The sequence below is a fragment of the Polaromonas sp. genome (assembly GCF_029945925.1).
In the GTDB taxonomy this organism is placed as follows: Bacteria; Pseudomonadota; Gammaproteobacteria; order Burkholderiales; family Burkholderiaceae_C; genus Polaromonas.
Genome location: NZ_JAQSDN010000034.1, coordinates 1 through 26604 on the forward strand (window position 1 = coordinate 1; position 26604 = coordinate 26604).

A 26604-nucleotide genomic window follows, 5' to 3' on the forward strand; every position below is an offset into this window, starting at 1 on the left:
ATGCAACAGCCGAAGGATATCTCAAAAGTGAATTTTTAAGTTAGCGCTTATGGGATCAGGTCCGGGATGACAAATGGAGAAGGAGTTTTGCTATCTATTCAATAGCTGCCTGCGCCCGCTGAATAAGGGGCTGGAGCCACAAAACACCATCAACCCGGCCCGGGCCAGGCCGCAGCAGACCCTAACGCAGCTCGGCCGCCGGATCCCGCCCCATCAGCGCCGCCACCGCCTCAGCCGGCTTCACCTGGCCGTCCAGCAAGGCCACCACCGCTTCGGAAATCGGCATCTCGACCCCAAGCCCCTGCGCCCGCTGCACCACCGTGCGGGCGCAGTACACCCCTTCGGCCACATGGCCCAGCGAGGCGACGGCTTGCTGCAGGCTCTGGCCTTGTGCCAGCAACAGGCCGACCTTGCGGTTGCGGCTCAGGTCGCCGGTTGCCGTCAGCACCAGGTCGCCCAGGCCCGACAGGCCGGTGAAGGTTTCGGCGCGCGCCCCCAGGGCCAGGCCCAGGCGCGTCATTTCGGCCAGGCCGCGCGTGACCAGCGCGGCGCGGGCATTGAGTCCCAGGTTCAATCCGTCGCACAGGCCGGTCGCGATCGCCAGCACGTTCTTGACGGCGGCGCCGACCTCCACGCCGACGATGTCGTCGTTGGCGTAGATGCGCAAGGTCGGGCTGTGGAAGGCCGCCACCAGCGCGTCGCGCACTTCGGCGTGTTCGCTGGCCGCCACCAGCGCGGTCGGCTGGCCGCGCGCCACTTCCTGCGCGAAGCTCGGGCCGCTGAGCGCGCCCGCTCTCAAATTAATAGCTACCTGCGCCCGTATTTCATGGGCCAAGAGCCCAAAAGGCTTGAAAGATGAGGCGGTGGCCGGAACGGCCGGAAGCGGCGCTTCAAAACCCTTGCACAGCCAGGCCACCGGCACGCGGACGTGCCGCATGCGCTGCAACATGCCGCGCAGGGCCGCAATCGGCGTGGCGATGATGATCAGGTCCTGCTGCGCCAGCACGGCGTCCAGCGACGCGTCGGAGCCGCCCGCCAGCCGCAGGGCATCGGGCAAGGCAATGCCGGGCAGGTAGCGGGTATTGATCCGCTGCGCCTGCATCGCCGCCAGCTGTGCGGCGTCACGCGCCCAGAGGGTCACCTGGTGCCGCGGCAACGCGGCTGAACCCGCCCCGGCTGAAGCACTGACAGCCAACGCCGTGCCCCAGGCACCGGCGCCAATGACGGCAATTTTCATGGGAATGGAAAGGCCAGGGGCAATGCCAGCACCACCGCGACCTTAAACGATGATTTGCTGGGCTTCCTGGGCCGCCGAGGCTGCCGCAGCCTGCTGCTGCTCGAACATGGCCTGGAAGTTGATTTCAGCCAGGTTGACCGGCGGGAAACCGCCGCGCTGGATCACGTCGGCCACATTGCCGCGCAGGTAGGGGTACACGATCTGCGGACAGGCAATGCCCAGCACCGCGTTGAGCTGCTCGGCCGCCATGTTGCGGATCTCGAAGATGCCGGCCTGCTTGGCTTCGACCATGAACACGGTCTTGTCTTCGATTTTGGTGTGCACCGTGGCGGTCACGCTGACTTCGTAGAGGCCGTCGGCGATCGGGGTCGCCTCGACACCGAGCTGGATATCGACCGCGGGCTGCTCCTGGTTGAGCAGGATTTCGGGAGAATTGGGCTGCTCCAGAGACACGTCCTTGAGGTAAACGCGCTGGATCTGGAACACGGGATCAAGGTTGGCTTCGGCCATGGTGGTCTTTCGGATTGCTTGAAAAATAAAAGCCCGCTGGACAGCAGGCACGGGACATTATCCCCGTTCGGCCCGCCCGCCCCGGACAGCGAGGCCCGGCGGCCTGTGCGCTCAGCCGGCCAGCAGGGGCAACAGGCCGCCACGGCCGTCCAGCGCCATCAGGTCGTCGCACCCACCCACATGGGTCTGGCCGATGAAGATCTGGGGCACGGTCCGGCGACCGGTGATTTCCATCATTTTCTGGCGCTCGTCCGGTTGCAGGTCAACGCGTATTTCCTCGATCTCTGCCACACCGCGCTGCTTGAGCAATTGCTTGGCTTGAATGCAGTAGGGGCAGGAGGCGGTCAGGTATATCTTCACAGGGGACATCGAAATCTCCGGGTCGGGTCAATGGGCAGCGGCAGGTTGTCAGGCCTTCTCAATGGGAAGGTTAGCCTCTTTCCACGATTTCAGCCCGCCCGACAGGCATTGGGCCTGCTCGTAACCGAGCTTTTTGGCGATGGCCACCGCCCGGTTGGCGCGCGCGCCGGAGGCACACACCAGAATCAGGGGGAGTGCCTTGTTTTTCACGGTGGCGGGCAGTTTTTCCTCGAATTGTCCAAGCGGCAGGTTTTTGGCGCCGGCCACGTGGCCCGCGGCGAATTCCGGGGCCTCGCAGACATCGATGACCACGGCCTTCTCACGGTTGATCAGCTGCACGGCGCCGGCGGCGCTGAGCGAACCGGCCGCCATGCCACTGGAGATCAGGGGCCAGAGCAGCATGCCGCCGGATGCCAACGCAATGGCGATCAGCATCCAGTTGTCGATGAGAAATTTCACTGTAAGTCCTTCTTGGGTTTTGCAATTAAGGAGTGATTTTAGAATGCAGGGAGCGCTGCCGGCTTTCCCCGACGCCTGTCGCAGTCTTTGCCCGCCCTTTTGGACACTTTTTTCGCCCCGGGCGCCCTGCCGGGGCCCTCCCCTTTTCAACTTCACGAAGCTGCCTCACACCATGTACAAACTTGTGCTCATCCGCCACGGCGAATCAACCTGGAACCTGGACAACCGCTTCACCGGCTGGACCGACGTGGACCTGACCGCCACCGGCGTGCAGCAGGCCGTCAACGCCGGCCGGCTGCTCAAAATGGAGGGTTACGACTTTGACCTCGCCTACACGAGCGTGCTCAAACGCGCCACGCGCACCCTGTGGCACACGCTCGACGAGATGGACCGCACCTGGTTGCCGGTGGTGCACAGCTGGCGCCTCAACGAGCGCCACTACGGCGCCCTGCAGGGCCTGAACAAGGCAGAGACCGCCAAAAAATATGGCGACGAGCAGGTCCTGATCTGGCGCCGCAGCTACGACACGCCGCCGCCGCCACTGGAGCCCAACGACCCGCGCTGCGAACGTGACGACCCGCGCTACGCCAGGTTGAAACCCGGCGAGGTGCCGCTGACCGAATGCCTGAAAGACACGGTGACCCGGGTGCTGCCCTTCTGGAACGAGGCCATGGCGCCGGCCATCCTGGCCGGCAAACGCATTGTGGTGGCGGCACACGGCAATTCGATACGCGCGCTGGTGAAGTACCTCGACAACATTGCCGACAAGGACATCGTCGGGCTGAACATTCCCAACGGCATTCCGCTGGTGTACGAACTCGATGCCAGTCTCAAACCACTGCGCCACTACTACCTGGGCGACAGCGAGGCCATTGCCAAAGCCGAGGCGGCGGTCGCCGCGCAGGGCAAGGCCTGAGTACTGACGGCGCCATACCGGCGCTCCTGTGTCAACGCGAGGTAAAGGTGACCCGTTTTTAAAACATTCCGGCATGCTGGTGCCAGAGGTAGCGTCGACTGCGGGAACTGTTGGCAAGGGCCTTTCTCCAAGGTGTATATTGTTTTAAATTCTGTGACAACCGCCCCGAAACCGGGCAAATGAAGGTGTTTATGGGTCAGAAACTCAAGATAGCAGGCTGGATTTCCATCGGCGCGGTCGCCGGTGCGCTGACCACCGTGCAACTGCAGGCGGTTGCGCGGGGTGGACTCACGCCCCTGCCACTGGAAGAGCTGCAGCAGCTGGCCGCCGTGTTTGGCATGGTCAAAACCGACTATGTGGAGCCTGTTGACGAGAAAAAACTCATCACCGACGCGATCTCTGGCATGGTCGCCAGCCTGGACCCGCATTCGGTTTACTTTGACAAGAAGTCCTTCAAGGAATTCCGGGAGGGGACCAGCGGCCGCTTCGTCGGTGTCGGCATCGAGATCTCGCAGGAAGACGGACTGGTCAAGGTGGTCTCGCCGATCGAAGGCTCCCCGGCCGACCGTGCCGGCCTCAAGCCCAATGACCTGATCACCAAAATCGACGACACCGCGGTCAAAGGCCTGAGCCTGAACGACGCCGTCAAGAAGATGCGCGGCGAACCCCGGACCAAGGTCACGCTGATGATCTTCCGCAAGGATGAAAACCGCACCTTCCCGGTGACCATCACGCGCGAGGAAATCCGCACGCAGTCGGTGCGCAGCAAGGTCATCGAGCCCGGTTACGCATGGATTCGCCTGAGCCAGTTCCAGGAGCGCACGGTCGATGATTTTGTCGCCAAGCTCGAACAGATCTACAAGCAGGAGCCCAACCTCAAGGGGCTGGTGCTGGACCTGCGCAACGACCCGGGCGGCCTGCTCGACGCCGCCGTCGCCGTGTCCGCCGCCTTCCTGCCCGAGAACGTCACCGTGGTGTCCACCAACGGGCAACTGGCCGAAAGCAAGTTCACTTACAAGGCTTCTCCCGAGTTCTATCAGCGCCGCAATGCCGCCGATCCGCTCAAACGCCTGCCCGCGGCTGTGAAAAACGTGCCGCTGGTGGTGCTGGTCAACGAAGGCTCGGCCTCGGCCAGCGAAATTGTCGCCGGCGCGTTGCAGGACTACAAACGTGCCACCATCATGGGCAACCAGACCTTCGGCAAGGGCTCGGTGCAGACCGTCCGGCCCCTGGGTCCCGACACCGGCCTGAAGCTCACCACCGCGCGTTATTTCACGCCCAGCGGCAAGTCGATCCAGGCCAAGGGCATCGTGCCCGACGTGATGGTGGATGAAACGCTCGAAGGCAGCCCGTTTGCAGCCCTGCGCACGCGTGAAGCCGATCTGGAAAAACACCTGGCCAGCGGCCAGGGTGCCGAAGTGAAAGACCCGGGGCGTGAAAAAGCCCGCGAGGAAGCCCTCAAGCGCCTGGAAGAAGAGTCCAGGAAAAGCCCCGAGCAGCGCCGCCCGCCCGAGTTCGGCAGCGACAAGGACTTCCAGCTCGCGCAGGCCATCAACCAGCTCAAGGGCCGGCCCGTGATGATCAGCAAGACCATGGTCGAGCGCAAGGAAGAGAAAAAGGAAAACTGACCGCGTCTGCCCGCCAGAGCGCTGGTCCGGACGGGCCGGCAGTCTGGCTGCCCCGCGCTGCCCGGGTCACGTCCACCCATGAACGATACCCAGTTGCTGCGTTATTCCCGCCACATCCTGCTCGACGAGCTGGGCGTGGAAGGCCAGGACACCCTGCTGTCGTCGCGTGCGCTCATCGTGGGCGCCGGCGGCCTGGGTTCGCCCGTCGCGCTTTACCTGGGCAGCGCCGGGGTCGGGCGCATCACCGTGGTCGATGACGACCGGGTCGATGCCACCAACCTGCAGCGACAAATCGCCCACACGCTGGCACGTGTCGGCCAGTACAAGGCGCACTCTGTGCAACAGGCCGTCGCCGCCATCAACCCGGACGTCGAGGTCCTTGCCGTCACCACGCGCGCCGACGCTGCGGTGCTCGACGAACACGTCCGGCAGGCCGACGTGGTGCTGGACTGCACCGACAACTTTGCCACGCGCCAGGAGATCAACCGTGCCTGCGTGAAACACCGCAAACCGCTGGTATCCGGTGCGGCCATCCGCTTCGACGGCCAGGTGACGGTCTACGATCCGCGCCAGAGCACCTCACCCTGTTATGCCTGTGTCTTTCCGCCGACGGAGACCGTGCAGGAGGCCCAGTGCGCCACCATGGGCGTGTTTGCCCCGCTGGTGGGCATTGTCGGGACCGTGCAGGCGGCCGAGGCGCTCAAACTGCTGTGCGGCATCGGCCAGGCACTCACGGGGCGGCTGTTGATGCTCGACGCACGCAACATGGACTGGCACCACGTGCGGGTCGCACGCCATCCCTCCTGTCCGGTGTGCGGCGGCGCGTCGGCCTGAACGCCGGGCAGGCCCGGCGCCCCTGAGGCACCGCGGCTTATTTGGCCGCCGGGCTGGCCGCTGCCGGCTTGTCCGGCGGTTTCACCGGGCTGGCCACAGCCAGCACCCGTTCGCAATCAGCATCTTTGCCGGGCCCGGTTTCCACCGTCGCGGCCAGCGCGAGCAATGGATTGATCGCGCCGAGCAGCAGGGCAATGCCGGCCCGGCCCGCCAGCGCCGCCTTGTCGGGGCCGGCCACCGGCTTCGCGAACGTGCCGGTGATTTTCAAGGGGGAACGCAGACTCAGGATGCTCTGATCCTTGGGCTGCGGGTACAGCACCAGATCCAGCGTTTCATTGGTCAGGCTGATCTGGCCAGTGCCGTTGATCAGCGTGTCGGAGGTGTCCAGCAGGATGGCCCGGCTGGTCATCAGGCCCTGCTTGACATCAAACGCCGCGGCAGCGCAACGCAGGGTGACATTGCGGTCGCCGCTGGCCAGAAACTTGATGATCTCGCCGCCGTCCAGCCCCATGAACTCGAGCAGGATGTTGCTGACCTGTCCCCGGCCCATCAGCAGGGCCACGCTACCGGAGGACGAGCCGAGAACCTGGGCGCCGGAGCTGCCGCGGCCGGTCAGGTCGATCCGCCCGTTGAGCTTGCCCAGGCTGCCTTCGGTGCGTTCGATGCGCGGGAACAGCTGGTTCAGCTGCAACGTGCGGGCTTCGAGTCTGGCATGCACCAGCGCGGGCTTGCTGTTGGCGTCGATGCGGATCAGGCCGGCAAGCCGGCCACCGGCAACCCCCATGTCCAGCGGGTCGAGCTGCAACACACCGTCTTTCAGGAGAATGCGCGCATCAAAGCGGTCCAGCGGAAAGGCGCCGGCGTTCTTGACATCCACCACCTTGTAGCTGACGTCTGCATTCATGGTTTTGAGCCGCTCGAAGTCCAGCGTCGCCGTCGGCAACACCTTGCCGACCGCCTGCACCTGCCTGGCGGCCGAGGAAGGCTTGTCTTTGGCAACGGTTTTGCTCGTTGTGCGTGAAGCACCTGTCGGTACACCAATCAGCGGGCCAAGGTCCTCGAAATCGAGTGCCTTGGACTGCACCTTGCCCGACAGCAGGGCCAGCTGGCCCGAACGGTCGTAGGTGAGATCACCCGACAGGTCGGATTTGCCCAGACGCCCCTGGATGGCGGCCACCTTCCACACGGCCCCCTGCTTGCCGAGATGGCCGCGCAGGGCGTAGGTGGGGGTATCCGGCAAAACGACGCCCAGCAGGTTGTAGAGGTCCGCCAGCGTGCGGCCCTTGAGGTCGAAATTGGCATCCAGGCCGTCGAGCGACGCCAGATTGCCGATGCTGCCCCTGGCTTGCAGCGTTGTACGGCCTGCACTGGCATTGACTTCCATCGGAAAGGGGTTGACCTGGGTGTCGCTGAGCTGCAGCACACTGCCGGCGCGGCCCTGGGCCGAGAAGGCCTCTTTTTTCCAGGTGCCGCGCGCCTTGTAGCTCAGCGGCATGTCCCGGGCCGCCGCCGATGTACCGGCTTCCGCTTCACTCGCAGCGACCACGCCAAACTCGGTCTTGATGTCGGCCCCCTGCGCTTCGGCCAGGTAATTGAGCACGCCCTTGTCCACCAGCAACTGGCCAATAAGTGGCACGGTACCGGCATCGGACGTGTCCTTTCCCAACGCCCAGGTGCGCCGGCCATCCGGCTGGATCTGCAGCCCCAGCACCGGCTGGCTCAAGCTGACGCGCGGAAGCTCGAGCTGGCCGCGCAGCAAGGGCCAGAGCAGGATGTCAAACTCGGCGGACTCGGCCTTGACCAGGTAAGGGTCGCGCGCCCAACCGGGGTTGGCGAAGGTGATGCCATCGGCCTTGACCGTGATGCGGCGTCCCAGCTGCACGTCCAGCCGTCGGGTGATTTCAAACTGCCGGCCGGTCTGGTCACTGACATAGCGGTTCACCGGCCCGCGCAACCAGTCCCACGGAAAAAACACGACCACCAGAATCATGACCGCCAGAACCAGTGCCGCGCCCGCCAGGAACCGACCCCAGAATGGGAAGAGGCGAATACGGGAGACAATGGAAGCGACACGGGTCATGGGGGCGGCCTGCGATTCTTGATTTGGGAAGACCGGGAGAGGCCCGATACCTGCAAGTGGTTGGCACCGCGCTGTGAAAGCGAAGGGGAAATCAGCTGACAGTGAAGTATCTGCCGGGAACCGTCGGCACACCGTGGGCAACAGCCATCGATGACTGTCAGTGCCTGCCTACAGTCAATGAGTAGGAAACATCCTACAAGCCAAGCACTCGCACCCTGTCAAAATCGGTCCGACAACATGGATACATTAGTTAACATGTCAATATGTTCCCGGCCTAGAGCCGTTGTAACCGTTTGAAAAATGCCGCGGTCAGCGATGGCAGACCGGGATTGAAGCTCAGTGGAACTAAAAACTTATATCGTCGAAGACAACGCCACCATCCGCGACAATCTCCTGGCTACGCTCGAAGAGCTGGCTGGTATTGATGCAGTGGGTACGGCGGAGACAGAAAATGAAGGCAAGGCCTGGCTGCTGGCAAACGGTCAGCAATGGGACCTGGCGATCGTGGACCTGTTTCTCAAACAGGGGAGCGGACTGGGCGTTCTCGAAGCCTGCCGCAACCGTATGGTGCATCAAAAAGTAATCGTGCTGAGCAATTACGCGACGGCCGACATCCGCAAGCGCTGCGCCCAGCTCGGCGTGGACGCGGTCTTCGACAAATCCAACGAGATAGACGCGCTGATCGACTACTGCATCGAGCAGTGCAGGTCGATCAATGCCGGCCAGCCCCAAAAATAGGGCTGGCGGCTAGCGGCTAGCGGCAGGCGCTCAGTCAATCAGCTTGTTCTTGAGGGCGTAATACGTCAGGTCGCTGTTGGACGCGAGACTCATTTTCTCCATCACGCGGGTCCGGTAGGTGCTGACCGTTTTGACACTCAGGGACAGCGCCTTGGCAATGTCGCCCGCGGTTTCTCCCTTGGCGAGCTTCAGGAACACCTGAAACTCGCGCTCGGAGAGCTGCTCGTGAGGCGTGGCATCGTTTTTCCGGTTGAGCTGCTGCGCCAGCAACTCGGCCACTGCCGGCGTGATGTAGCGTTTCCCGAGTGAGATGACGCGGATCGCATTGACGATCTCCATCGGATCACACTCCTTGTTCAGGTAGCCGCTGGCGCCCTGGCGAATCAGGTTGACCGCGTAGTGCTCTTCCGGATACCCGCTGAGAATCAGGATGCCGACATCGGGCGCTTTGGCGCGGATCATGGCCAGGGCATCGATCCCACTCTGGCCAGGCATGGACAGGTCCATGACCAGAATGTCCAACTCGACATTTCGCACCAGGTCAATGGCCTCGCGGCCACTGGCGGCTTCACCCACGACCCTGAAATCGACCTGATCCGAAAAGAACTGCTTGAGCCCGGAGCGCACGATGGCATGGTCATCCACAATTCCAATTTTGATCATTTCATGTCCTCTTGGTTAGGCTGGCATCGCCAAACGGCACAATGCAGCAACACAGCCTCGCGCAATTGCGGGCTTCTGTCTTCAGTAGCGATTATTCACGAATTATTGATCCATGCCGAACGGAGATCAGGATGAGATGGTTTGCAATCCCCAAAATGGCAATCAGCCTGCCGCTGGCGGTGCTGGCAGCGGTCGTTCTGATTTCCATCAACGAGGCGGGTTTTCGCTTGTCCACCGAGGCCGCTACCCGCATTGAGCAGTCTCAGGCCACACGTGGGGCCGTCCATCTGCTGCTGCAAAAGATGCTGGATGCCGAGACCGGGCAGCGCGGCTATCTGCTGACCGGCGATCCCAAATACCTGGAACCTTACGACGCGGCAACCGCCGACCTCAACCAGACCCTGGACACCCTGCGCGGGCACTACACCGCCTACCCGGCGGAGCTGGCGGAGTTCGGCCTCCTGTCGCGCAGCGTGTCGCGCAAGCTGGCGGAAATGGACCTCAGCGTACGCATGCGCAAGCAGGGCAACGAAGAAGCCTGGAAGTTTGTGCTGACCACCGACGTGGGCATGGACCAGATGAACGCCATCCGCAGCCAGATCGTCAAGCTAGTACGCGCCAGCGACAGCAAAATGGAGACAGCCCAGGCCCAGATCAGCCGGTCGCTGCAGTTGTCGCGCATTGGCATCGCCCTGATGGCGCTGGCCGGGTTGCTGGCGTTTTACATGTATCTGCGGCAAACCGGGGCCCTGCTGGACGCCGGCAGGCGCGAACAGGAAGCCCTGCAGCGCGAACGCGACCAGTTGGACAAGGAAGTGCGCGACCGCACGGCCACCCTGGCCGAGCTGGCCACCCACCTGCAGCAGGTGCGGGAAGATGAGCGCGGCCACCTGGCGCGTGAGCTGCACGACGAACTCGGCGCCTTGCTGACGGCGGCCAAGCTCGATGTGGCACGCATCAAATCGCGGCTCGGGGCCATTTCACCGGAAGCCGCCGAACGCATGCAGCACCTGATCGAGACACTCAACAGCGGCATTGCCCTCAAGCGCCGCATTGTGGAGGACTTGCGGCCCTCGTCGTTGTCGCACCTGGGGCTGGTCGCCTCCCTCGAAATCCTGGCGCGCGAATTCGAAGACCGGTCAGGCTTGAGCATCATCACCGACCTGGAGACGGTGGAGCTCGGCGGCTCGGCACAGCTCACGGTCTACCGGCTGGTGCAGGAGTCGCTGACCAACATGGGCAAATACGCCGAAGCGAAACAGGCAGAAATCAGCCTGCATGATTTTGACGGCTACATCACGGTCGAGGTCCGGGACAACGGCACCGGCTTCGACACCACGCAGATCAAGGGATCGAGCCACGGGCTGGCCGGCATGCGCCACCGGGTCGAAGCGGCAGGCGGGCGCCTGACAGTGGTCTCCAGTCCCGGCCAGGGCACACGCATCTCCGCTGTGTTGCCCAAATCGCTTTAAGCGCAGGCGCTCCCGCCGGCGGGGCCACAGCCACCGCCCCCGGCCCACGGGGCCACATGCGCAGAATGCGCCTATCGGCTGCGTCCTACACGGCATGTTCATGCCAACCGACAAGGGCATCCGGCACTCACCGATGAGTAGATGGGGCTTCTACGTTTAACCTTGCTACAGGTGTTTCATTTTTGAGCGCCACGTACAACAAGGGGCGCGCCCCTGCAAGGAGATCGACATGCTGCACTATTCCGTTGTTTTCCTCGTGATCGCACTGATTGCAGCCGTGTTCGGTTTCGGTGGCATTGCCGCCGGCGCCGTCGAAATTGCCAAGATCCTCTTTTTCATCTTTGCCATCATGGCTGTGATCAGCTTCGTGGTCGGCCTGATGAAAAGAAAGTGAATTCCCCTCACCCGGTCCACGCGTACATTGCGACGGACCTGCCTTTTTACACTTCCCAAGGAACCCCATGAAAAACCCGCTCTCCAGCCACCCCCAAGCCCAAGACACCCTGTCGGGTGCGCGTCATATGTCCGAGCAGATGCTCACGGGTGCCGAGAGGGCCATGGACAGCACGCGCAGCCTGGCCAACGACACGCTGGACCGTGCCGAGGACAAAGTTCGCCATTTGCGCGGCAGCATCGACCCGCTGGTTGACAAGCTGGCCACCCAGGCGCAGAAGCTGGCGCGCCAGAGCTTGGACATGGCCTCTGAGGCCAGCCACCGGGCGCAACGTTCCATGCACCGCTATGCGGACGCAACGACGCGTTATGTCTCCAATGAGCCCGTGAAGTCCGTCCTGATCGCCGCCGCAGTGGGCGCAGCTGTCGCCTTGCTGGTGGCCTCGGCCGTGCATCGCGACAAGCGCTGATTTCCGCGGCTTCGTCCCCTCTTCACGACCACTGACGCTTCATGCTGCATCCGCTGTTTTCCCTTCTCGTCCGACGGCCCGACCTGGTGGTCGATCACCTGTCGGCCTATGGCGCCCTGGTCCACGAGGAAGCATCGGAAGCCGGGTCGGAACTGCTTCAGCGCGGGCTGGCGTGGGGTTTGGTCATCCTGTGTGCCGGCGTGTTTTTGACGCTGGCCGGTGTGGCCCTGATGCTGGGCATGTTGCTGAACCAGTTTCACTGGGTGCTGGTGGCCATTCCTTCGGTCATGCTGGTGCTGCTTCTGGCCGCCCTCAGCAAAGCGCGGCAGCCCCTGGCCGCCACGCGTTTTGATGAGCTCAAGGCCCAACTGGATCGCGATGCGCAGGCATTGCGCGCAGCAGCCTGATCCCATGATGAACGACAACACCGTGCTTTCTGCCCGCCAACGCCTGGACAACAGCCGGCAGGCGATTGTTCGCCAGATGGGGCATGACAACGCCACGGCTGTCGAGCATGGCGGCAGCGAAAACGAAATTGACGCGTCGGCCAGCACGTGGTCGCTCGTCAAACAGACGGCAACATCGTGGTGGCACGGCCACCCGGCCAGCCTGGCACTGGATTTTGCCAAGCCGAAGATGCAGCGTTTTGCCCAGGAGCAGCCCCTGAAGCTGCTGGCCATTTCTGCGGGCATGGGCGCGGCGGCCGTGTTGCTGCGCCCTTGGCGCCTGATATCGCTGACCGGCCTCGTTTTCGCGGCGCTGAAGTCGTCCGAGGTCACCGGCCTGGCCAGTTCCCTGCTGGCTTCCCGCACCCGGAACGACCGCTTTCGATGATTTCCATTCGCAAACCGACCGGCGTGGTGCCGTCAGTCGGCCAGCTTCTCAACTCTTCGCACCAAAACATATTTACAAACTTCAAGGAAAAACCATGAAATACGCTCGCGCAATTGCATTCGCCGCCCTGGCTGGCATCACCATCATCAGCGCTGGTTGCGCAGTCGGCCGTGGTCAGCAGACTGCTGGCTCCTACGTCGATGACACCGCCATCACCACCGCCGTGAAGGCCAAATTTGCAGAAGACAAGACCGTTTCCATGACCTCCATCAGCGTTGAAACGCTGAACGGCACGGTGCAATTGTCCGGCTTCGCCAAATCGACTGCCGAAAAAGCCCAGGCTGAAAACATCGCCCGCAACACCAAGAATGTCCGCGCTGTGCGCAACGACATCGTCGTTCGTCCTTAAACCGCGTCAAGCGGTGAAGCAGGCTGGCTTTGCCGGTCTGCAAAGCGGGTCCCGGCTGTCACAAGCCGGGCCCCGCTTTGCTTTGAACGGAACAATCTTTTCCGGCGGTGGGAGATCAGCCTGCCGGCCAACGTGCTGCGACAGGCACAAGTCCCCCCTCCTCCAGGCTCAGGCCGAACGACCCAAAAAAAATCACCGGAACGCAGCCTGGGGGCGGCGTGTCGGTGACGCAGGCTGACGGCGGAGACCGCGATCAGCCGGGTGTGACCGTCAGCTGGTTGTTGACGGATGTCACGCCTTTGACCTGCTTGGCGATTTCCGTGGCCTTGTCTTTCGCTGCCGCGCTGGGCGCCGGGCCATTGAGCGTCACCACGCCGTCCTTGGTATCGACATTGATCTTGATGGCGCTGAGATCCGGGTCCTTGGCCAGCCCGGTGGAGACGGTCGCCGTGATGGTGAGATCGTCTATTTTTTCACCCATGGTGGTGCTGGCCTGGCTGCCCGTGGCTTGCGCGTCCTTGGACGCTTCCTTCATGGCATTGCCGGCATCCTTGGCTGCCTGCTCGGTCTTGGCGATGCCGGAGTCTATCGACTGACCGACGGTTTTGCCGTCATCCGCCTTGTTGCAAGCCGTCAGTGCCAGCAGGACGGCAGCGGAACACGCCAGCGCCAGAAGCGGTCGCCGCGCTTGAAGAGGGGTCGGGTTCATGGTGGCTCTCCTGTTCTGGGATGAGATTCGCAACCGGTGTGCTCAGATCTTGTCGATCAATTTTTTGGCATTGTCCTTGACGTTTTCCTTGGCGTCGCCATAACCCGCCTGGGTTTTGCCTTTGGCCTGGTCCGCCAGGCCTTCGGCCTCCAGCTTTTCATTGCCAACCACGCGGCCAGCCACTTCCTTGGCTTTGCCCGCAGCCTGGTCCACACGGCCTTCGACTTGATGCTTGTTCATGGTGTTTCTTTCTTTGAAAATGGAGTTCGGCCCGCCTGGATGGCGAACACACCTCTACTCTAGGCAGGCCGGTTGGGCCAGTTCGTCAGCGCCTGCGGAATTTTTTGTAGGACGGCAGGCAGTCCCGGCGCAGCGGCGCCTCAGGGGTGGCAGGCGCCGTGCCGCTTGCGGAAAAGGCGGGGCGGCAGCGCCTGGGGATCGGCAAACAGCCCACGCTGCGCCCACCGGGCCTGCCTCTGCAACTTCAGGTAGGGCCCGCCCTCACGCCCATACCGGTCTGACCAGGCATGACCTTGCGCGACCATCCAGCCGGCCATGTCTTCACCCCCCAGATACACGGTCGCCACGGCGCGGCCGTAGTCGTCATGCCGGTGCTTTCTCACGATCACCATGCGGCGCGCCACGCGGCTGGCCAGGGCGACACGCGCGGCACGGCCGCCGGCCTGGCAGATCTCGGGCGCATCAATGCCGGCCATGCGCAGCTTCACCGGCTTGCCGCCACCGGCGGGCCGAGCCCACAGGGTGTCTCCGTCGGTGACATGTGTGACTTTCATGCTCTCCGCCCATGCAGAATGGGCGGTAGCAGCTATCAAAAATATAGCAATCTTGAACGCGGTCATGGTCATGCAGTAACGATCCAGCCCTCAATCGGGTCGACATCACCGGGCAGGCCGTAACGCGCGGCGCCCTGCGCATGCTGCGCCTGGGCCCACGCGGCCTGCATCAGGCAGAGCACCGCGTCCAGACTGTCACCGCTGGCGTCGTCGACCAGGGTGTCCCGCTGCGCATGACTGAGTTTCAGGCGCAGGCCCAGCCGGGTCTGGCCCATCTCCAGCGCGGTGATCAGGTCCTTGCGCGCAATCAGCCGGTCCGGCGTCTGCTTGAGCCGGTCATCACTTTTGTAGGATCGCCTGCCGAGCACCTCGCGCGCGAGCAGCCCCGGGTAAGCTTCGAGCGCAACGCGCGACAGGTCGCCCGCGTGCAGGCCCGGCAGGTGAACGCCGGCTGCCAGCAGCCGCGGCACACCCGCGTGCAGCATGAACGCCACCGGCGGATTGATCCACTTCATGGACGGGCTGGAGCCGGCGGGAACGTCGGTGGTGCGGTGCGCAAACTTGCCGCCCACAGGACGGGCTGCACAGAAGGCCGCAAACGTCTGCCGGATCTCTTCACGGCTGAGGCTGGCGTAGTGGGCCATCAGCGCCGTCCAGGTGTCCGGCCAGCCGAGATGCTTGACCAGCTCGCGCGGCAGGCCGAACGGGAAGTCAAAAGCGCCCAGCCACGCGCGGGGCTGGCTCAGCCACTCCCCAAAGGCTTCCAGCGAGGCGAGGCGCTCCAGGCCAGCCAGCAACACGCGCCCGCCGGAAAGTGATCCGCTGGCCAGGACAATCGGCTTGCGGCGCGTCGGGCTGCTGGAGAAATCGCAGCCAATCAGCAGGGGCAGGGTCTGGGGCATGGGTCGGTACCGTTCAGCCAAGGGCCAGCGCGGTCACACCCGCAGCAAGCAGGCCGGCAAGCAGGCCGGCAAGCAGGACCAGGGCAAAAGCGGACAGCGGCATGGCGCAAGCGGCGGGTATAGCGCGCACTAGCGCCGTGCGGCCGTGCAGCCGCCCATTGAGCGTTTCAAAACTCGTGACAGCCGGAACGCTCAATCCCTCACCCCGACCCGCGCCCGGAGGGCGAGGGTGAGAGCGGTCCAATTCACTGTCGTGTATTTGGAAAAGATCAATAGGGAGGAAAACTCAGACCTTGCCGCAGATGGAGGCGGTGGCCATCAGGTCTTCCAGCAAGGCCAGCGACACCTTGCCCGACACCGAGTAGGGGTCGAGCTCGGCCTTCTCGGAATATTTGAGCAGGATGGAGGCGTTGATGCGCTCGACATTGACCTGGCCCATGGTCCACCCGCCAAAACGCCGCTCGGAGATTTCCTCGTAATGCAGCAGCACCACGTCCTTGTGGCGCGGGTCTTTCTGGATGTGGCCGTAGAGGTCGCTGATCTGCATTCGCCCGCCTTCGAGGGCCTGCAGGAAAATGCCGCCGCCGTAGCAGAGGATGCCGGTGATACCCATGGCCGGGTTGTGGCTGCGCGACTGCGCAAGGATGGATTCGGTGAGATCGCTGGAGCCGGGGTTGACCGAGCGGCTGGCGTAGAGAAGGCGTACCAACATGTGAATTCCTTAGTTGCTGCTCTTTTTGGGAATGAGCGACAAAAATTCGCGGCGCAGGTTCGGATCCTTGAGGAACACCCCGCGCATGACGGAATTGATCATCTTGCTGTCCAGGTCCTTCACACCACGCCAGCCCATGCAGTAGTGGCTGGCCTCCATGACAATGGCCAAGCCGTCAGGCCGGGTTTTTTCCTGGATCAGGTCGGCCAGCTGCACCACCGCTTCTTCCTGGATCTGCGGGCGGCCCATGATCCACTCGGCCAGCCGCGCGTATTTGGACAGGCCGATGACATTGGTGCGTTCGTTGGGCATCACGCCTATCCAGAGTTGCCCGATCACCGGGCAGAAATGGTGCGAGCAGGCACTGCGCACCGTGATCGGACCGACAATGATCAGCTCGTTGAGGTGCTCGGCATTGGGAAATTCGGTGACGGTGGGACCGGCCACATAACGTCCCTTGAACACCTCGTTGAGGTACATCTTGGCCACGCGGCGCGCGGTGTTGTGGGTGTTGTGGTCGCCGACAGTGTCGATCACCAGGCTGTCCAGCACGCCCTGCATCTTGCCTTCCACCTCGTCCAGCAGCTTCTCCAGTTCGCCCGGCTCAATGAAGGCGGCAATGTTGTCGTTGGCATTGAAGCGTTTTTTTGCCAGGGCGAGGCGTTCGCGGATCTTGACGGAAACCGGCGTGCCTTCGTCAACAAGGGCGGGAGAATCAGGCGTATTGGATTTCACAAGCATGGGCAGATGTTACCAGTCTGCCCCAAAACAGCCATGCCCCTTTTCTGCAAGGGTTTTGGACCTCCAGCCCTTGATGACCGTGCGCCGACAGCTATGAATTAAGGAGCATTTTCAGCATGCCGGGGATGGGCCCCGTCAGCAGGGGAATCGGCACGGCTCAATAACGCTGGCCGGCGATCAGCAGGGCCAGGCGCATCAGGGCGTAGGCGATGTATTCCAGCACCCGCTGGCGCCAGGGCCGGCGGCTGTAAATGTCCGGATCCAGCCGCACGCCGCCGGCCGTCATGGCCAGAACCAGGCGCTCACGCAAGGCGTGTGCAAAGCCGGGGTCCTGCACCACCACATTGGCCTCGCGCGCCAGCAGCAGGCTCAGAGGATCGAGGTTGGACGAGCCGACGGTGGCCCAGCGCCCGTCGATCACCGCCACCTTGGCGTGCAGGAAACCGGCACCGTATTCATGGATCTCCACACCCGCCGCCAGCAGCGCGCCATACACCGGCCGCGCCGCATGGTATTGCATGAAGTATTCGTACCGGCCCTGCAGCAGAAGGCTGACCCTGACGCCGCGCCTGGAAGCCCGGATCAGGGCCCGGCGCAACTTCCCGCCCGGCACAAAATAGGCGTTGGCAATGATGATTTCGTCCCGCGCCTGGCCAATGGCCCTGCGGTAGGCACGTTCGATGCTGCTGCGATTGCGCAGGTTGTCGCGCAGCAGCAGGCCCGCGGTGTCGCTGCGCCCGCGCGTCGTGCCAGTGGATCTTTCGTGGCCCAACCCACGGGAGCGGCCACCGTAACCGGCCGCCTTGACAGCCTCCCAGGCGGCGAGCAAGTGGCGCTGGCGCGCGCTGTAGCCGGCCTCCACACGCCACCAGAGCAGCGCCATGGCATCGGAGGCTTCCACCGCCAGCGGCCCGGTGACCGCCACGGCAAAGTCAAAGCGCGGTTCCGTCAGCGGCCCGTGGTTGGGGTCGTAAAAATCGTCCAGGATATTGATGCCGCCGCAAAACAGGATGTGCTCATCGACCACACACAGCTTGCGGTGCAGGCGGCGCCAGCGTTCGGGGACCAGCAGCCCCAGCGCAGCAAACCGGCCGCGGCCCAGCGGCGCGTAAAAACGCCACTGCACACCAGCCTGGTCGAACTTCTCCTGCCATTCAGGGGAGATGCGGTCGGTGCCGACGCCGTCGACCAGCACCTGAACCAGCACACCGCGCCGCGCCGCGCGCACCAGCGCCTCGGCGACGTCCGCACCCTGCCCGTGGACGTCGAAAATATAGGTCTCCAGCTGCACCCAGGCCGTGGCCGCGTCGATCGCCTGCACCAGCGCCGGGAACAGCGCCTGCCCACCCTGCAGCAATTGCAGCGCGCGCGGATCCTGGTTTTGAAGTGTTGGCATGGCTCAGGGCTTGTGCAGGGGACGGACCATGCCGGGCGGTGCCACGGCGATGCCGTGCCGGCCAGGCGCCAGCCCTTTATCCCGCAAATTGTGGCAGCATCAGCACAGCCTCGGCATTCGAGGGGGAAAAGCACCGGTCCGCTGCTTCCCGCCAGGGCAGCCACTGCCAGGCACGGTGTTCGCGGGGACTGAGCGTGACGGCTGTGCCCGGCGGCACACACAGGCTGAAAACATGTTCGGTGTTGTGCGTTACGCCCTGCGCGTAGCGGTGCCGCCAGACCGGGTAGATCTCGTAGACGTTGGCCAGCGCCCAGTCCCGGAAATCTTCCGGCCGCGCTGAAATGCCGGTTTCCTCCCTCACTTCGCGCGCGGCGGTCTGCGCCAGGGGCTCATCCAGCGCGTCCATGGAACCGGTGACACTTTGCCAGAACCCTGGCTGGTCGGCGCGCTCGATCAGCAGCACATACAGCTGCCGCGTATGAATGACCACCAGCACCGACTCGGGAATCTTGAAGGAAGTCATGGCCCGGGTCCTCTTCTGTCCGGACAGGCAGCGATGCGCGGGAGCCGAGCCGCCCACGGCGCGCACCGTGCAAATGGCCTGTTTTTACAAGACAAATCGGCCTCCAGCCCGATAAACACGGGCGCCAGCAGCTATCAATATCGCAGCACACCGCTGCACCGGCATCAGGCCGGCTGGGGGTTGCGCAGGCGGATGTGCAGCTCGCGCAGCTGCTTCTCGTCGACCGGGCTGGGCGCGTGCGTGAGCAGGCACTGCGCGCGCTGGGTCTTGGGGAAGGCAATCACGTCGCGGATGGACTCCGCGCCCGTCATCATGGTCACGATGCGGTCCAGGCCGAAGGCCAGGCCACCGTGCGGTGGCGCGCCGTACTGCAGCGCATCGAGCAGGAAGCCGAACTTCTCCTGCGCTTCCTCGGGCCCGATTTTCAGGGCACTGAAGACCTTGCTCTGCACCTCGGCGCGGTGGATACGCACCGAGCCGCCGCCGAGCTCCCAGCCGTTGAGCACCATGTCGTAGGCCTTGGCAATACATTTGCCGGGATCGGTGTCCATCCAGTCTTCATGGCCGTCCTTGGGCGCCGTGAAGGGGTGGTGCACCGCGCTCCAGCGCTGGCCATCCTCGTCGAATTCGAACATCGGAAAGTCCACCACCCACAGCGGCTTCCAGCCGGCGGTGAAGATGCCGGTCTTCTTGCCGAAGGCGCTCAGGCCGACCTTCAGGCGCAAGGCACCTATGCTGTCGTTGACCACCTTGGCCTTGTCGGCGCCGAAGAAAATGATGTCGCCGTTCTGCGCACCGGTGCGCTTGAGGATCTCGGCCACCGCTGCGTCGTGGATGTTCTTGACGATGGGGCTTTGCAGGCCGTCGCGGCCCTTGGTGACGTCGTTGACCTTGATCCACGCCAGGCCCTTGGCGCCGTAAATCTTCACAAACTCGGTGTAGCCGTCGATCTCGCCGCGGCTCATCTCGGAGCCGCCCGGCACGCGCAGCGCGACCACGCGGCCGCCCGGCGTGGTGGCCGGCGCGCTGAAGACCTTGAAGTCCACATCGGCCATCACGTCGGTCAGCTCGGTGAACTCCAGGTTGACGCGCAGGTCGGGCTTGTCGGAGCCGAAACGGTGCATGGCATCGGCATAAGCCATAACCGGAAACTCGCCCAGGTCGGTAGCCAGCACGGTCTTGAAGATGTTGCTGATCATGCCCTGAAACAGGTCACGGATGTCCTGCTCGCCCATGAAGGACGTCTCGATATCGATCTGCGTGAATTCGGGCTGGCGGTCGGCGCGCAGGTCTTCGTCGCGGAAACACTTGGTGATCTGGTAGTAGCGGTCGAAGCCGGCGACCATCAGCAGCTGCTTGAACAGCTGCGGGCTTTGCGGCAGGGCAAAAAACATGCCTTCGTTGACGCGGCTGGGCACCAGGTAGTCGCGCGCGCCTTCCGGCGTGCTCTTGGTGAGCATGGGCGTTTCGATGTCGATGAAGCCGTTGGCGTCAAGGAACTTGCGCGTTTCCATGGCCACGCGGTAACGCAGCATCAGGTTGTTCTGCATGTAGGGACGGCGCAGGTCCAGCACACGGTGCGTCAGGCGGGTGGTTTCCGACAGGTTGTCGTCGTCGAGCTGGAACGGCGGCGTCACGCTGGGGTTTAGCACAATCAGCTCGTGGCACAACACCTCGATTTTGCCGCTTTTCAGCGCCTCGTTGACCGTGCCTTCCGGGCGGGCGCGCACCAGGCCCTTGATCTGCACGCAGAACTCGTTGCGCACGCCTTCGGCCGTGGTGAACATGTCGGCTCGGTCCGGATCACACACCACCTGCACATACCCCTCGCGGTCGCGCAGGTCGATGAAGATCACGCCGCCGTGGTCACGCCGGCGATTGACCCAGCCGCACAGGCTCACAGTCTGGCCCAACAGGGCTTCGGTCACCAGACCGCAATAGTGGGAACGCATTTGGGAAGTCATAGATAAATCGCTTTGCTTGTGAGCGCTTGCGCGCCGAGGAACTGGTACTTGCTTACTTGGGCTTGTAGCTGGCGGCGCTGCCGGGCACCACCACACCCATGGAAATCACATAGGTCAAGGCTTCGTCAACACTCATTTTGAGTTCAATGCAGTCGGCCTTGGGCAGCATGATGAAATAGCCGCCGGTGGGATTGGGCGTCGTCGGGACATACACGCTCAGGTAATCCCCCTGCAGGTGGTTGGCCACGTCGCCGCCCGGCATGCCGGTCTGGAACGCGATGGTCCAGACGCCTTCGCGCGGCCACTGCACCAGCAAGGCTTTGCGAAATGCATTCCCGTTCTCCGAAAACAAGGTGTCGGAGACCTGCTTGACGCTGGAATAAATGGACCGGACGATGGGAATGCGGCTGAGCAGGGCATCCCACCAGCTGACCAGCTTCTTGCCGAGAAAATTGGTCGCCAGCGCACCTATCGACAGCACGATGGCCAGCGCCAGCAGAACGCCAAAACCCGGAATGTGAAAACCCAGCAGTTTGTCGGGATGCCAGTCCCCCGGAAGAATTTGCAGGGTCTGGTCCAGCGTGCCGATGATCCAGTTGAGCAGCCAGACGGTCACCGCCAGCGGCACCAGAACCAGCAACCCGGCCAGCAGCCATCGGCGTATCGCGCCCATCAACTCGCCTTGGTTGGACCGGAAGCCGCCGGCGCCGGCGCGGGAGCAGCCGCGGGGGCAGCGGCTGTTTTCCCTGCCGGCTCGGCGGGCTTGCTGTCTGCTGCAGCAGCAGGGGCTTCGCCGCCGCTGACGGGCGGAACCGCGGTGGCACCGCCGCCGCCGCGAAAATCAGTCACGTACCAGCCCGAACCCTTGAGCTGGAAGCCGGCCGCGGTGAGCTGCTTCTTGAAAGCGGGCGCGCCGCACTGGGGGCAGTCGGTCAGCGGGGCATCGGACATTTTTTGCAAAACGTCCTTGGTATGCCCGCAGGACTCGCATTTGTAAGCGTAAATTGGCATGGTTCCAGAGGTTTTGTCAGGAGGGGGCTGTCCCGAAGTGACCCTCAGGATGCAAAACCTTCAATTATAGGCGCTGCGGATTTCCGCAGCCGGTGCCCGGACTCGCCCGGGATGGACGCCAGGCGCTGCTGGCGGCGCCGGTCAGCCTTCGGTGGACAGCCGGTGGTGGCTGCCGCGGCTGTTCTCTATCGTCTGCGGTGTCAGCGACCCCACCAGCATGCCCAGCGTCGCGGCCAGCACACCTGCCAGCTGGGCAGGAAATTGCTCCCCCAGGGTACTGAAGGTAAACAGCAGCCAGGTCGCAATGCCGCAAACCACCGAGAAAATGGCGCCCTGGGTGCTGGCCTTTTTCCAGTACAGCCCAAATACCAGCGGCACAAAAGCGCCGACCAGGGGCACCTGGTAGGCACCCGACACCATGTCGTAAATCGAAGTGCCCTGCATGAAGATGGCGTAACCCAGTACCAGCGCGCTGAAGATCAGCACCGTGGTCCGCATCAGCTTGAGTTCCCGTTTGTCGCTCATGCGCGGTTTGAACTGGCGCCAGATGTTCTCCACAAAAGTCACACTGGGCGCCAGCAGGGTCGCCGACGCGGTGGACTTGATGGCCGACAGCAAGGCGCCAAAAAACAGCACCTGCATGATGAAGGGCATTTTTTCGAGCACCAGCATGGGCAGGATTTTCTGCGGGTCTTCCTTGAGCAGCAGGGCCGTCTGCTCCGGCATGATGATCAGCGCACTGGCGACCAGAAACATCGGCACAAAGGCAAACAGGATGTAGAAAATGCCGCCAATGACCGGCCCCTTGGTCGCCGCGCTCTGGCTGTTGGCCGACATCACGCGCTGGAAAACGTCCTGCTGCGGAATCGAGCCGAACATCATCGTGATGGCCGCGGCAAAGAAAAACACCATGTCCCTGAAGTTCGGTTCCGGCCAGAACCTGAACAGGTCCTGGCTGGTGGCCAGGGCGACAACCTTGTCCGCACCGCCGGCCAGGTTGCCGGCAAAAATGGCCAGCACGGCCAGGCCGGCGACCAGCACAATCATCTGGATGAAGTCGGTCACGGCCACCGACCACATACCCCCGAACAGGGTGTAGGCCAGCACCGAGGCCGTGCCGATGATCATGCCGGCGGTTGTGCTGATGGCGCCGCCCGACAGGAGGTTGAACACCAGCCCGAGCGCCGTGATCTGGGCCGCCACCCAGCCGAGGTAGCTGATCATGATGATGATGGAGCACAACACCTCGATGGTGCGGCCGTAACGCTCGCGGTAGTAGTCGCTGATCGTCAGCAGGGACATCTTGTAGAGCTTGCCCGCAAAAAACAGGCCCACCAGGATCAGGCAGGTGCCGGCGCCAAAGGGGTCTTCCACCACGCCGTTCAGGCCGCTGCTGACAAATTTGGCCGGAATGCCGAGCACGGTTTCCGAGCCGAACCAGGTCGCAAACGTCGTCGTCACGATCATGATCAGCGGCAGATTGCGCCCCGCAATCGCATAGTCGGCGGTGTTTTTAACGCGCCGGGCGGCGTACAGACCGATGATGATGGTGATCAGAAGATAGACAAAAACCAGGGTCAAGAGCACGGCGATCTCCTCAGGAATGCGATTATCACCAGATTTTCCGGCTCAAAAAACCCGGATTCTCAGCAGTATTTGGATGGCCAGCAGGCCCAAAGCAAAACCCAGACCACCATAAATCAGGCTTTGCAGCAGCTTGTTGGTGCGCCGCTGCTCCTGCAGCAGCTCCTGAAGCTCCCGGCGGTTTCCGCCACTCTGGCCCTTCAGGTATTGCTGCAACAGGCGCGGCAGGCCGGGCAGCAATTTGGCGTAGGTCGGCGCCTCGGCCTTGAGCTGCTCCAGAAGTTTTTCAGGGCCGACCTGTTCCAGCATCCAGGTCTCCAGAAAGGGCTTGGCCGTGCTCCACAAGTCCAGGTCGGGGTCCAGCTCCCGGCCCAGGCCTTCGATGTTGAGCAGGGTTTTCTGCAGCAGCACCAGCTGCGGCTGGATCTCCACATGGAAACGGCGCGAGGTCTGGAACAGGCGCATCAACACCATACCCAGCGAAATTTCCTTCAGCGGGCGATCAAAGTAGGGTTCACAGACGGAACGGATGGCCGATTCCAGCTCATCCACCCGCGTCTGCGGCGGCACCCAGCCGGATTCGAGATGCAGTTCGGCCACCCGTTTATAGTCGCGCCGGAAAAAGGCACTGAAATTCTGCGCGAGGTATTCCTTGTCGACCTCGGTCAGCGTGCCCACAATACCGAAGTCCAGCGAAATGTAGCGCCCGAAGGTCGCGGGGTCCAGGCTGACCTGGATGTTGCCCGGGTGCATGTCGGCATGAAAGAAACCGTCCCGGAAGACCTGGGTGAAAAAGATGGTGACGCCGTCGCGCGCCAGCTTTTTCATGTCCACCCCGGCGTCCCGCAGGCGCTGCACCTGACTGATGGGTACGCCGTCCATGCGCTGCATGACCATCACGTCGGGCATGCAGAAATCCCAGACCATTTCCGGAATCAGCACCAGGTTCAGGTCCTGCATGTTGCGGCGCAGCTGGGCCGCATTGGCGGCTTCGCGCAGCAGGTCGAGCTCGTCATGCAGGTACTTGTCAAACTCGCCCACCACCTCACGCGGCTTCAGGCGCTTGCCGTCGGTCGACAGGCCTTCGACCCAGCCGGCCATCATGTGCATCAGCGCCAGGTCTTTTTCGATCGCGGGCAGCATGTTGGGACGCAGCACCTTGACCGCCACCTCACGGCCACCGGGCAGCGTGGCAAAGTGAACCTGCGCAATCGAGGCGCTGGCCACGGGCCGGCGCTCGAAGGTCGCAAAAATCTGGCCGATCGGCCGGCCGAAGGCTTTTTCAATGATGGCAATGGCAACATCCGAGTCGAACGGCGGAACCCGGTCCTGCAGGCGGGCCAGCTCGTTGGCAATGTCCAGCGGCAGCAGGTCGCGGCGGGTCGACATGACCTGGCCGAACTTGACAAAAATCGGGCCCAGGCTTTCAAGGGCTTCGCGCAGGCGCTCGCCGCGGGGCGCTTTCAGGTTCCGGCCCAGCGACACCACACGCGTCAGCCTCCTGACCCAGGGCCTGCTGAAACTGGAGAGCACCAGTTCGTCGAGGCCGAAGCGCAACACCGTCCAGACAATGAAAACGCCCCTGAAAAGACGGCTCATGCAGAAGCTTTCGGAGGCTCCGTGACCGGCGGCACACCGGGCTGCACCGCAGAAGCGGATGAAAACGGCCGCGGCGCCTGGGCCAGAAACTGCCGCAAGCCCGTCAGGCCCCGGCGCGCCGCACCGGCCAGCGTATGCGCCGGCACGTCGCCGATCAGGCGCGAAAGGTCTTCCTCCACGTCCCAGCGCAGGTTGTCCGCGAGCCAGCCGAGTTCAGCGGCCAGCTGGACATCACCCTCAATCTTGACTGGGGGCGCCTTGCCGGCCAGCACCGACTGCAGCACCACGCCCGGTGATTCCGCCGCCACTGCCAGCAACAGATCCGGCCTGGCCGCGGCCGGTGCGCGGTCCACAAGTCCCGCAGGGGTGATCAGCAAATCCAGGGCAAACACACCCCAGCGGACATGGACCACGCTGCCCTTTTTGCGCAGAAGACGGTTCTGCGCCTCTTTTTCCTGCATCAGGACATGGTTGAGCAACAGGACCAGCTTCTGCTGCCCTTCATCGACCGCCCAAGCGGGGGGCTGAAAACGGGCGGCCAGGGACTGCAGAAAAGAAAAAGGGGACGTGTTATTCATACGTCCCCGATTTTGCAGCATAAACATGGCCCCCACGGTCGCTCACTTCGTGTAGCTCCCTGCCCCCGAGGGGGCCGCTGCGCCTGCGGCCCCTGCTTGGAAAGACAGTCCTCTGCGCTCGCGGCTTATTGAAGTGCTTGTACGCCTGCAACAAGCCAGCCGCCACCGTTGCGCGGCTTGGTCATGTTCCACACTTCACGGAACGGGCTGGGGCCTGCGGAGGCGTCTTCACGGATCATGCCGGAGAACTCGACGCTGGCCATGTAGACATCGCTGAGCTCTTCAATGCCAAGCAGTTGGGCATCAAGCATGACCACGTCGGTCTTGTTGGTCACACCGCCGGTATGCGATTCACGGTCGGCCAGCTGCGCCTTGATCTGCTCGAGCATCTCGTCGGTCATCATGGCGCGCAGGCTGTTGACGTCGGAACGGTCCCAGGCGTCCTGCAGGGTCACGAAGTTGGCCTTGCAGGCCTTGAGGAAACCTTCGGCATCAAAACCGGCTGGCACCCCCCAGGACTGCGAACCGCCGAGGGAAGAACCGATCATCGAGCCGCCGGCCGCGGCGCCCGCGCCTGCCTTGGTGGCTTCAAACGCCATGCTGCCGCGCTCCCAGGGGCGGGCCGAGGCGTCGTTACCCACGTTTTCAGGGCTGTAGTTGCGCGGCGTGGCGGCGTTGCCCGCCCCCTGCATGGCGTACGGCGTCGCACCCTGGCTGTTGTTGGCCTTGAGCTTGCGCATGATGAAACCGACGACCACCATTACCAGCATGGCGAGCAGGGCAAACATGATGATCTGCCCAAAAGCGCCGCCCAGACCGAGCGAAGATGCCAGCCAGGCCAGACCCAGACCCGCGGCCAGACCACCCAGCATCGCACCCCAGGGCTTCTTGGGCGCTGCCGCAGCGGCCCCGGTGTTGGCCGGCGCGGCCGGCGGTGTCGCCTGGCGCTGCGTCACATTGGACGATTGCCGTCCGACGGAGCCGCCGCCGCCCATGCGTTTGGCTTCCGCAGGCGCATACGCCAGGAGCATGGTGGTGGCCAGGACAGCCGCCAGAATCGCAGACCAAATTTTCATACCGTCTCCTCT

The 26604-nt window shown here is 63.4% G+C and carries 32 protein-coding genes; 10 read left to right on the plus strand and 22 right to left on the minus strand.

The window, feature by feature from the left end; genetic code table 11:
• Nucleotides 1–181: 181 nt before the first annotated feature.
• The 4 genes from PSV40_RS08710 to PSV40_RS08725 form a co-directional block, all read right to left on the minus strand.
• Nucleotides 182–1237 (minus strand): NAD(P)H-dependent glycerol-3-phosphate dehydrogenase, encoded by a 1056-nt coding sequence (locus PSV40_RS08710; RefSeq protein ID WP_300536613.1) that lies wholly within the window; start codon nucleotides 1235–1237, stop codon nucleotides 182–184.
• 42 nt (nucleotides 1238–1279) lie between these two features.
• The gene (secB, locus tag PSV40_RS08715; RefSeq protein ID WP_300536615.1) at nucleotides 1280–1747 is read right to left on the minus strand and encodes a protein-export chaperone SecB; all 468 of its coding nucleotides are present in this window, start codon (nucleotides 1745–1747) and stop codon (nucleotides 1280–1282) included.
• Nucleotides 1748–1858: 111 nt separating this feature from the next.
• Nucleotides 1859–2116, minus strand: coding sequence for a glutaredoxin 3 (gene grxC, locus PSV40_RS08720; RefSeq protein WP_293594172.1), 258 nt, complete (start codon nucleotides 2114–2116; stop codon nucleotides 1859–1861).
• 39 nt (nucleotides 2117–2155) lie between these two features.
• On the minus strand, nucleotides 2156–2566 hold the full coding sequence (locus tag PSV40_RS08725; RefSeq protein ID WP_300536617.1) for a rhodanese-like domain-containing protein: 411 nt from the start codon (nucleotides 2564–2566) through the stop codon (nucleotides 2156–2158).
• A gap of 172 nt (nucleotides 2567–2738) precedes the next feature.
• Here PSV40_RS08725 and gpmA point away from each other — a divergent pair, with 172 nt between their 5' ends.
• The 3 genes from gpmA (at nucleotide 2739) to PSV40_RS08740 (ending at nucleotide 5944) form a co-directional block, all read left to right on the plus strand.
• Nucleotides 2739–3482: a 2,3-diphosphoglycerate-dependent phosphoglycerate mutase gene (gene gpmA, locus PSV40_RS08730; RefSeq protein WP_300536619.1), complete on the plus strand. Its 744-nt coding sequence runs from the start codon at nucleotides 2739–2741 to the stop codon at nucleotides 3480–3482.
• Nucleotides 3483–3673: 191 nt separating this feature from the next.
• Nucleotides 3674–5110: a S41 family peptidase gene (locus PSV40_RS08735; RefSeq protein ID WP_300536674.1), complete on the plus strand. Its 1437-nt coding sequence runs from the start codon at nucleotides 3674–3676 to the stop codon at nucleotides 5108–5110.
• 78 nt (nucleotides 5111–5188) lie between these two features.
• Nucleotides 5189–5944: a HesA/MoeB/ThiF family protein gene (locus PSV40_RS08740; RefSeq protein ID WP_300536621.1), complete on the plus strand. Its 756-nt coding sequence runs from the start codon at nucleotides 5189–5191 to the stop codon at nucleotides 5942–5944.
• Between the two features lie 37 nt (nucleotides 5945–5981).
• Here the strand turns inward: PSV40_RS08740 and PSV40_RS08745 are convergent, their stop codons facing one another.
• A complete protein-coding gene (locus PSV40_RS08745) occupies nucleotides 5982–8024 on the minus strand; it encodes an AsmA family protein (RefSeq protein ID WP_300536622.1) in 2043 nt (680 codons plus the stop codon).
• Nucleotides 8025–8363: 339 nt separating this feature from the next.
• Here PSV40_RS08745 and PSV40_RS08750 point away from each other — a divergent pair, with 339 nt between their 5' ends.
• On the plus strand, nucleotides 8364–8762 hold the full coding sequence (locus tag PSV40_RS08750) for a response regulator (protein WP_300536624.1): 399 nt from the start codon (nucleotides 8364–8366) through the stop codon (nucleotides 8760–8762).
• Between the two features lie 30 nt (nucleotides 8763–8792).
• Here PSV40_RS08750 and PSV40_RS08755 read toward each other — a convergent pair whose 3' ends face one another.
• Entirely contained in the window at nucleotides 8793–9425 is a 633-nt protein-coding gene (locus PSV40_RS08755) for a response regulator transcription factor (RefSeq protein ID WP_096698225.1), read from the minus strand.
• Between the two features lie 155 nt (nucleotides 9426–9580).
• Here PSV40_RS08755 and PSV40_RS08760 point away from each other — a divergent pair, with 155 nt between their 5' ends.
• The 6 genes from PSV40_RS08760 to PSV40_RS08785 all read left to right on the plus strand — a co-directional run bounded on the left by PSV40_RS08760 (nucleotide 9581) and on the right by PSV40_RS08785 (nucleotide 13003).
• The gene (locus tag PSV40_RS08760; RefSeq protein WP_300536626.1) at nucleotides 9581–10897 is read left to right on the plus strand and encodes a CHASE3 domain-containing protein; all 1317 of its coding nucleotides are present in this window, start codon (nucleotides 9581–9583) and stop codon (nucleotides 10895–10897) included.
• A 229-nt stretch (nucleotides 10898–11126) separates the two neighbouring features.
• Nucleotides 11127–11291 carry a DUF1328 domain-containing protein gene (locus PSV40_RS08765; protein WP_096667256.1) on the plus strand — a complete coding sequence of 55 codons (165 nt, stop codon included), beginning with the start codon at nucleotides 11127–11129 and terminating at the stop codon, nucleotides 11289–11291.
• Nucleotides 11292–11358: 67 nt separating this feature from the next.
• Nucleotides 11359–11760, plus strand: coding sequence for a hypothetical protein (locus PSV40_RS08770; RefSeq protein WP_300536629.1), 402 nt, complete (start codon nucleotides 11359–11361; stop codon nucleotides 11758–11760).
• 41 nt (nucleotides 11761–11801) lie between these two features.
• Nucleotides 11802–12167 carry a hypothetical protein gene (locus tag PSV40_RS08775; protein WP_300536631.1) on the plus strand — a complete coding sequence of 122 codons (366 nt, stop codon included), beginning with the start codon at nucleotides 11802–11804 and terminating at the stop codon, nucleotides 12165–12167.
• Nucleotides 12168–12171: 4 nt separating this feature from the next.
• Complete coding sequence (locus tag PSV40_RS08780; protein WP_300536633.1) at nucleotides 12172–12594, plus strand: hypothetical protein; 423 nt, start codon at nucleotides 12172–12174, stop codon at nucleotides 12592–12594.
• 94 nt (nucleotides 12595–12688) lie between these two features.
• Nucleotides 12689–13003, plus strand: a complete 315-nt coding sequence (locus PSV40_RS08785; protein WP_300536635.1) for a BON domain-containing protein — start codon at nucleotides 12689–12691, stop codon at nucleotides 13001–13003.
• Between the two features lie 253 nt (nucleotides 13004–13256).
• On the opposite strand, the gene PSV40_RS08790 is transcribed toward PSV40_RS08785, so the two are convergent.
• The 16 genes from PSV40_RS08790 to PSV40_RS08865 form a co-directional block, all read right to left on the minus strand.
• Entirely contained in the window at nucleotides 13257–13712 is a 456-nt protein-coding gene (locus PSV40_RS08790; RefSeq protein ID WP_300536637.1) for a BON domain-containing protein, read from the minus strand.
• A 42-nt stretch (nucleotides 13713–13754) separates the two neighbouring features.
• Entirely contained in the window at nucleotides 13755–13952 is a 198-nt protein-coding gene (locus PSV40_RS08795) for a CsbD family protein (protein ID WP_300536639.1), read from the minus strand.
• A 140-nt stretch (nucleotides 13953–14092) separates the two neighbouring features.
• On the minus strand, nucleotides 14093–14506 hold the full coding sequence (locus PSV40_RS08800; RefSeq protein ID WP_300536640.1) for a thermonuclease family protein: 414 nt from the start codon (nucleotides 14504–14506) through the stop codon (nucleotides 14093–14095).
• 68 nt (nucleotides 14507–14574) lie between these two features.
• The gene (locus PSV40_RS08805; protein ID WP_300536642.1) at nucleotides 14575–15408 is read right to left on the minus strand and encodes a DUF429 domain-containing protein; all 834 of its coding nucleotides are present in this window, start codon (nucleotides 15406–15408) and stop codon (nucleotides 14575–14577) included.
• 13 nt (nucleotides 15409–15421) lie between these two features.
• Nucleotides 15422–15604: a hypothetical protein gene (locus PSV40_RS08810; RefSeq protein ID WP_300536644.1), complete on the minus strand. Its 183-nt coding sequence runs from the start codon at nucleotides 15602–15604 to the stop codon at nucleotides 15422–15424.
• Nucleotides 15605–15694: 90 nt separating this feature from the next.
• Complete coding sequence (locus PSV40_RS08815) at nucleotides 15695–16120, minus strand: BLUF domain-containing protein (protein WP_300536646.1); 426 nt, start codon at nucleotides 16118–16120, stop codon at nucleotides 15695–15697.
• Nucleotides 16121–16129: 9 nt separating this feature from the next.
• Entirely contained in the window at nucleotides 16130–16861 is a 732-nt protein-coding gene (folE, locus tag PSV40_RS08820) for a GTP cyclohydrolase I (RefSeq protein WP_300536648.1), read from the minus strand.
• A gap of 157 nt (nucleotides 16862–17018) precedes the next feature.
• Complete coding sequence (clsB, locus tag PSV40_RS08825) at nucleotides 17019–18257, minus strand: cardiolipin synthase ClsB (protein ID WP_300536650.1); 1239 nt, start codon at nucleotides 18255–18257, stop codon at nucleotides 17019–17021.
• A gap of 76 nt (nucleotides 18258–18333) precedes the next feature.
• Entirely contained in the window at nucleotides 18334–18780 is a 447-nt protein-coding gene (gene nudB / locus PSV40_RS08830) for a dihydroneopterin triphosphate diphosphatase (protein WP_300536652.1), read from the minus strand.
• A 164-nt stretch (nucleotides 18781–18944) separates the two neighbouring features.
• Nucleotides 18945–20732 (minus strand): aspartate--tRNA ligase, encoded by a 1788-nt coding sequence (aspS, locus tag PSV40_RS08835; RefSeq protein WP_300536653.1) that lies wholly within the window; start codon nucleotides 20730–20732, stop codon nucleotides 18945–18947.
• 64 nt (nucleotides 20733–20796) lie between these two features.
• Nucleotides 20797–21417, minus strand: a complete 621-nt coding sequence (locus PSV40_RS08840; RefSeq protein ID WP_300536655.1) for a DUF502 domain-containing protein — start codon at nucleotides 21415–21417, stop codon at nucleotides 20797–20799.
• The gene (locus PSV40_RS08845) at nucleotides 21417–21755 is read right to left on the minus strand and encodes an FmdB family zinc ribbon protein (protein WP_300536657.1); all 339 of its coding nucleotides are present in this window, start codon (nucleotides 21753–21755) and stop codon (nucleotides 21417–21419) included. Before PSV40_RS08845 ends, PSV40_RS08840 begins: the two co-directional genes overlap by 1 nt.
• 141 nt (nucleotides 21756–21896) lie before the next feature.
• Complete coding sequence (locus PSV40_RS08850; protein ID WP_300536659.1) at nucleotides 21897–23342, minus strand: sodium:solute symporter family protein; 1446 nt, start codon at nucleotides 23340–23342, stop codon at nucleotides 21897–21899.
• Between the two features lie 42 nt (nucleotides 23343–23384).
• Complete coding sequence (gene ubiB, locus PSV40_RS08855) at nucleotides 23385–24938, minus strand: ubiquinone biosynthesis regulatory protein kinase UbiB (RefSeq protein WP_300536661.1); 1554 nt, start codon at nucleotides 24936–24938, stop codon at nucleotides 23385–23387.
• Entirely contained in the window at nucleotides 24935–25516 is a 582-nt protein-coding gene (locus PSV40_RS08860; protein ID WP_300536663.1) for a hypothetical protein, read from the minus strand. Before PSV40_RS08860 ends, ubiB begins: the two co-directional genes overlap by 4 nt.
• Before the next feature lie 125 nt (nucleotides 25517–25641).
• Nucleotides 25642–26592, minus strand: coding sequence for a Tim44 domain-containing protein (locus tag PSV40_RS08865; RefSeq protein ID WP_300536665.1), 951 nt, complete (start codon nucleotides 26590–26592; stop codon nucleotides 25642–25644).
• Between the last annotated feature and the right edge of the window lie 12 nt (nucleotides 26593–26604).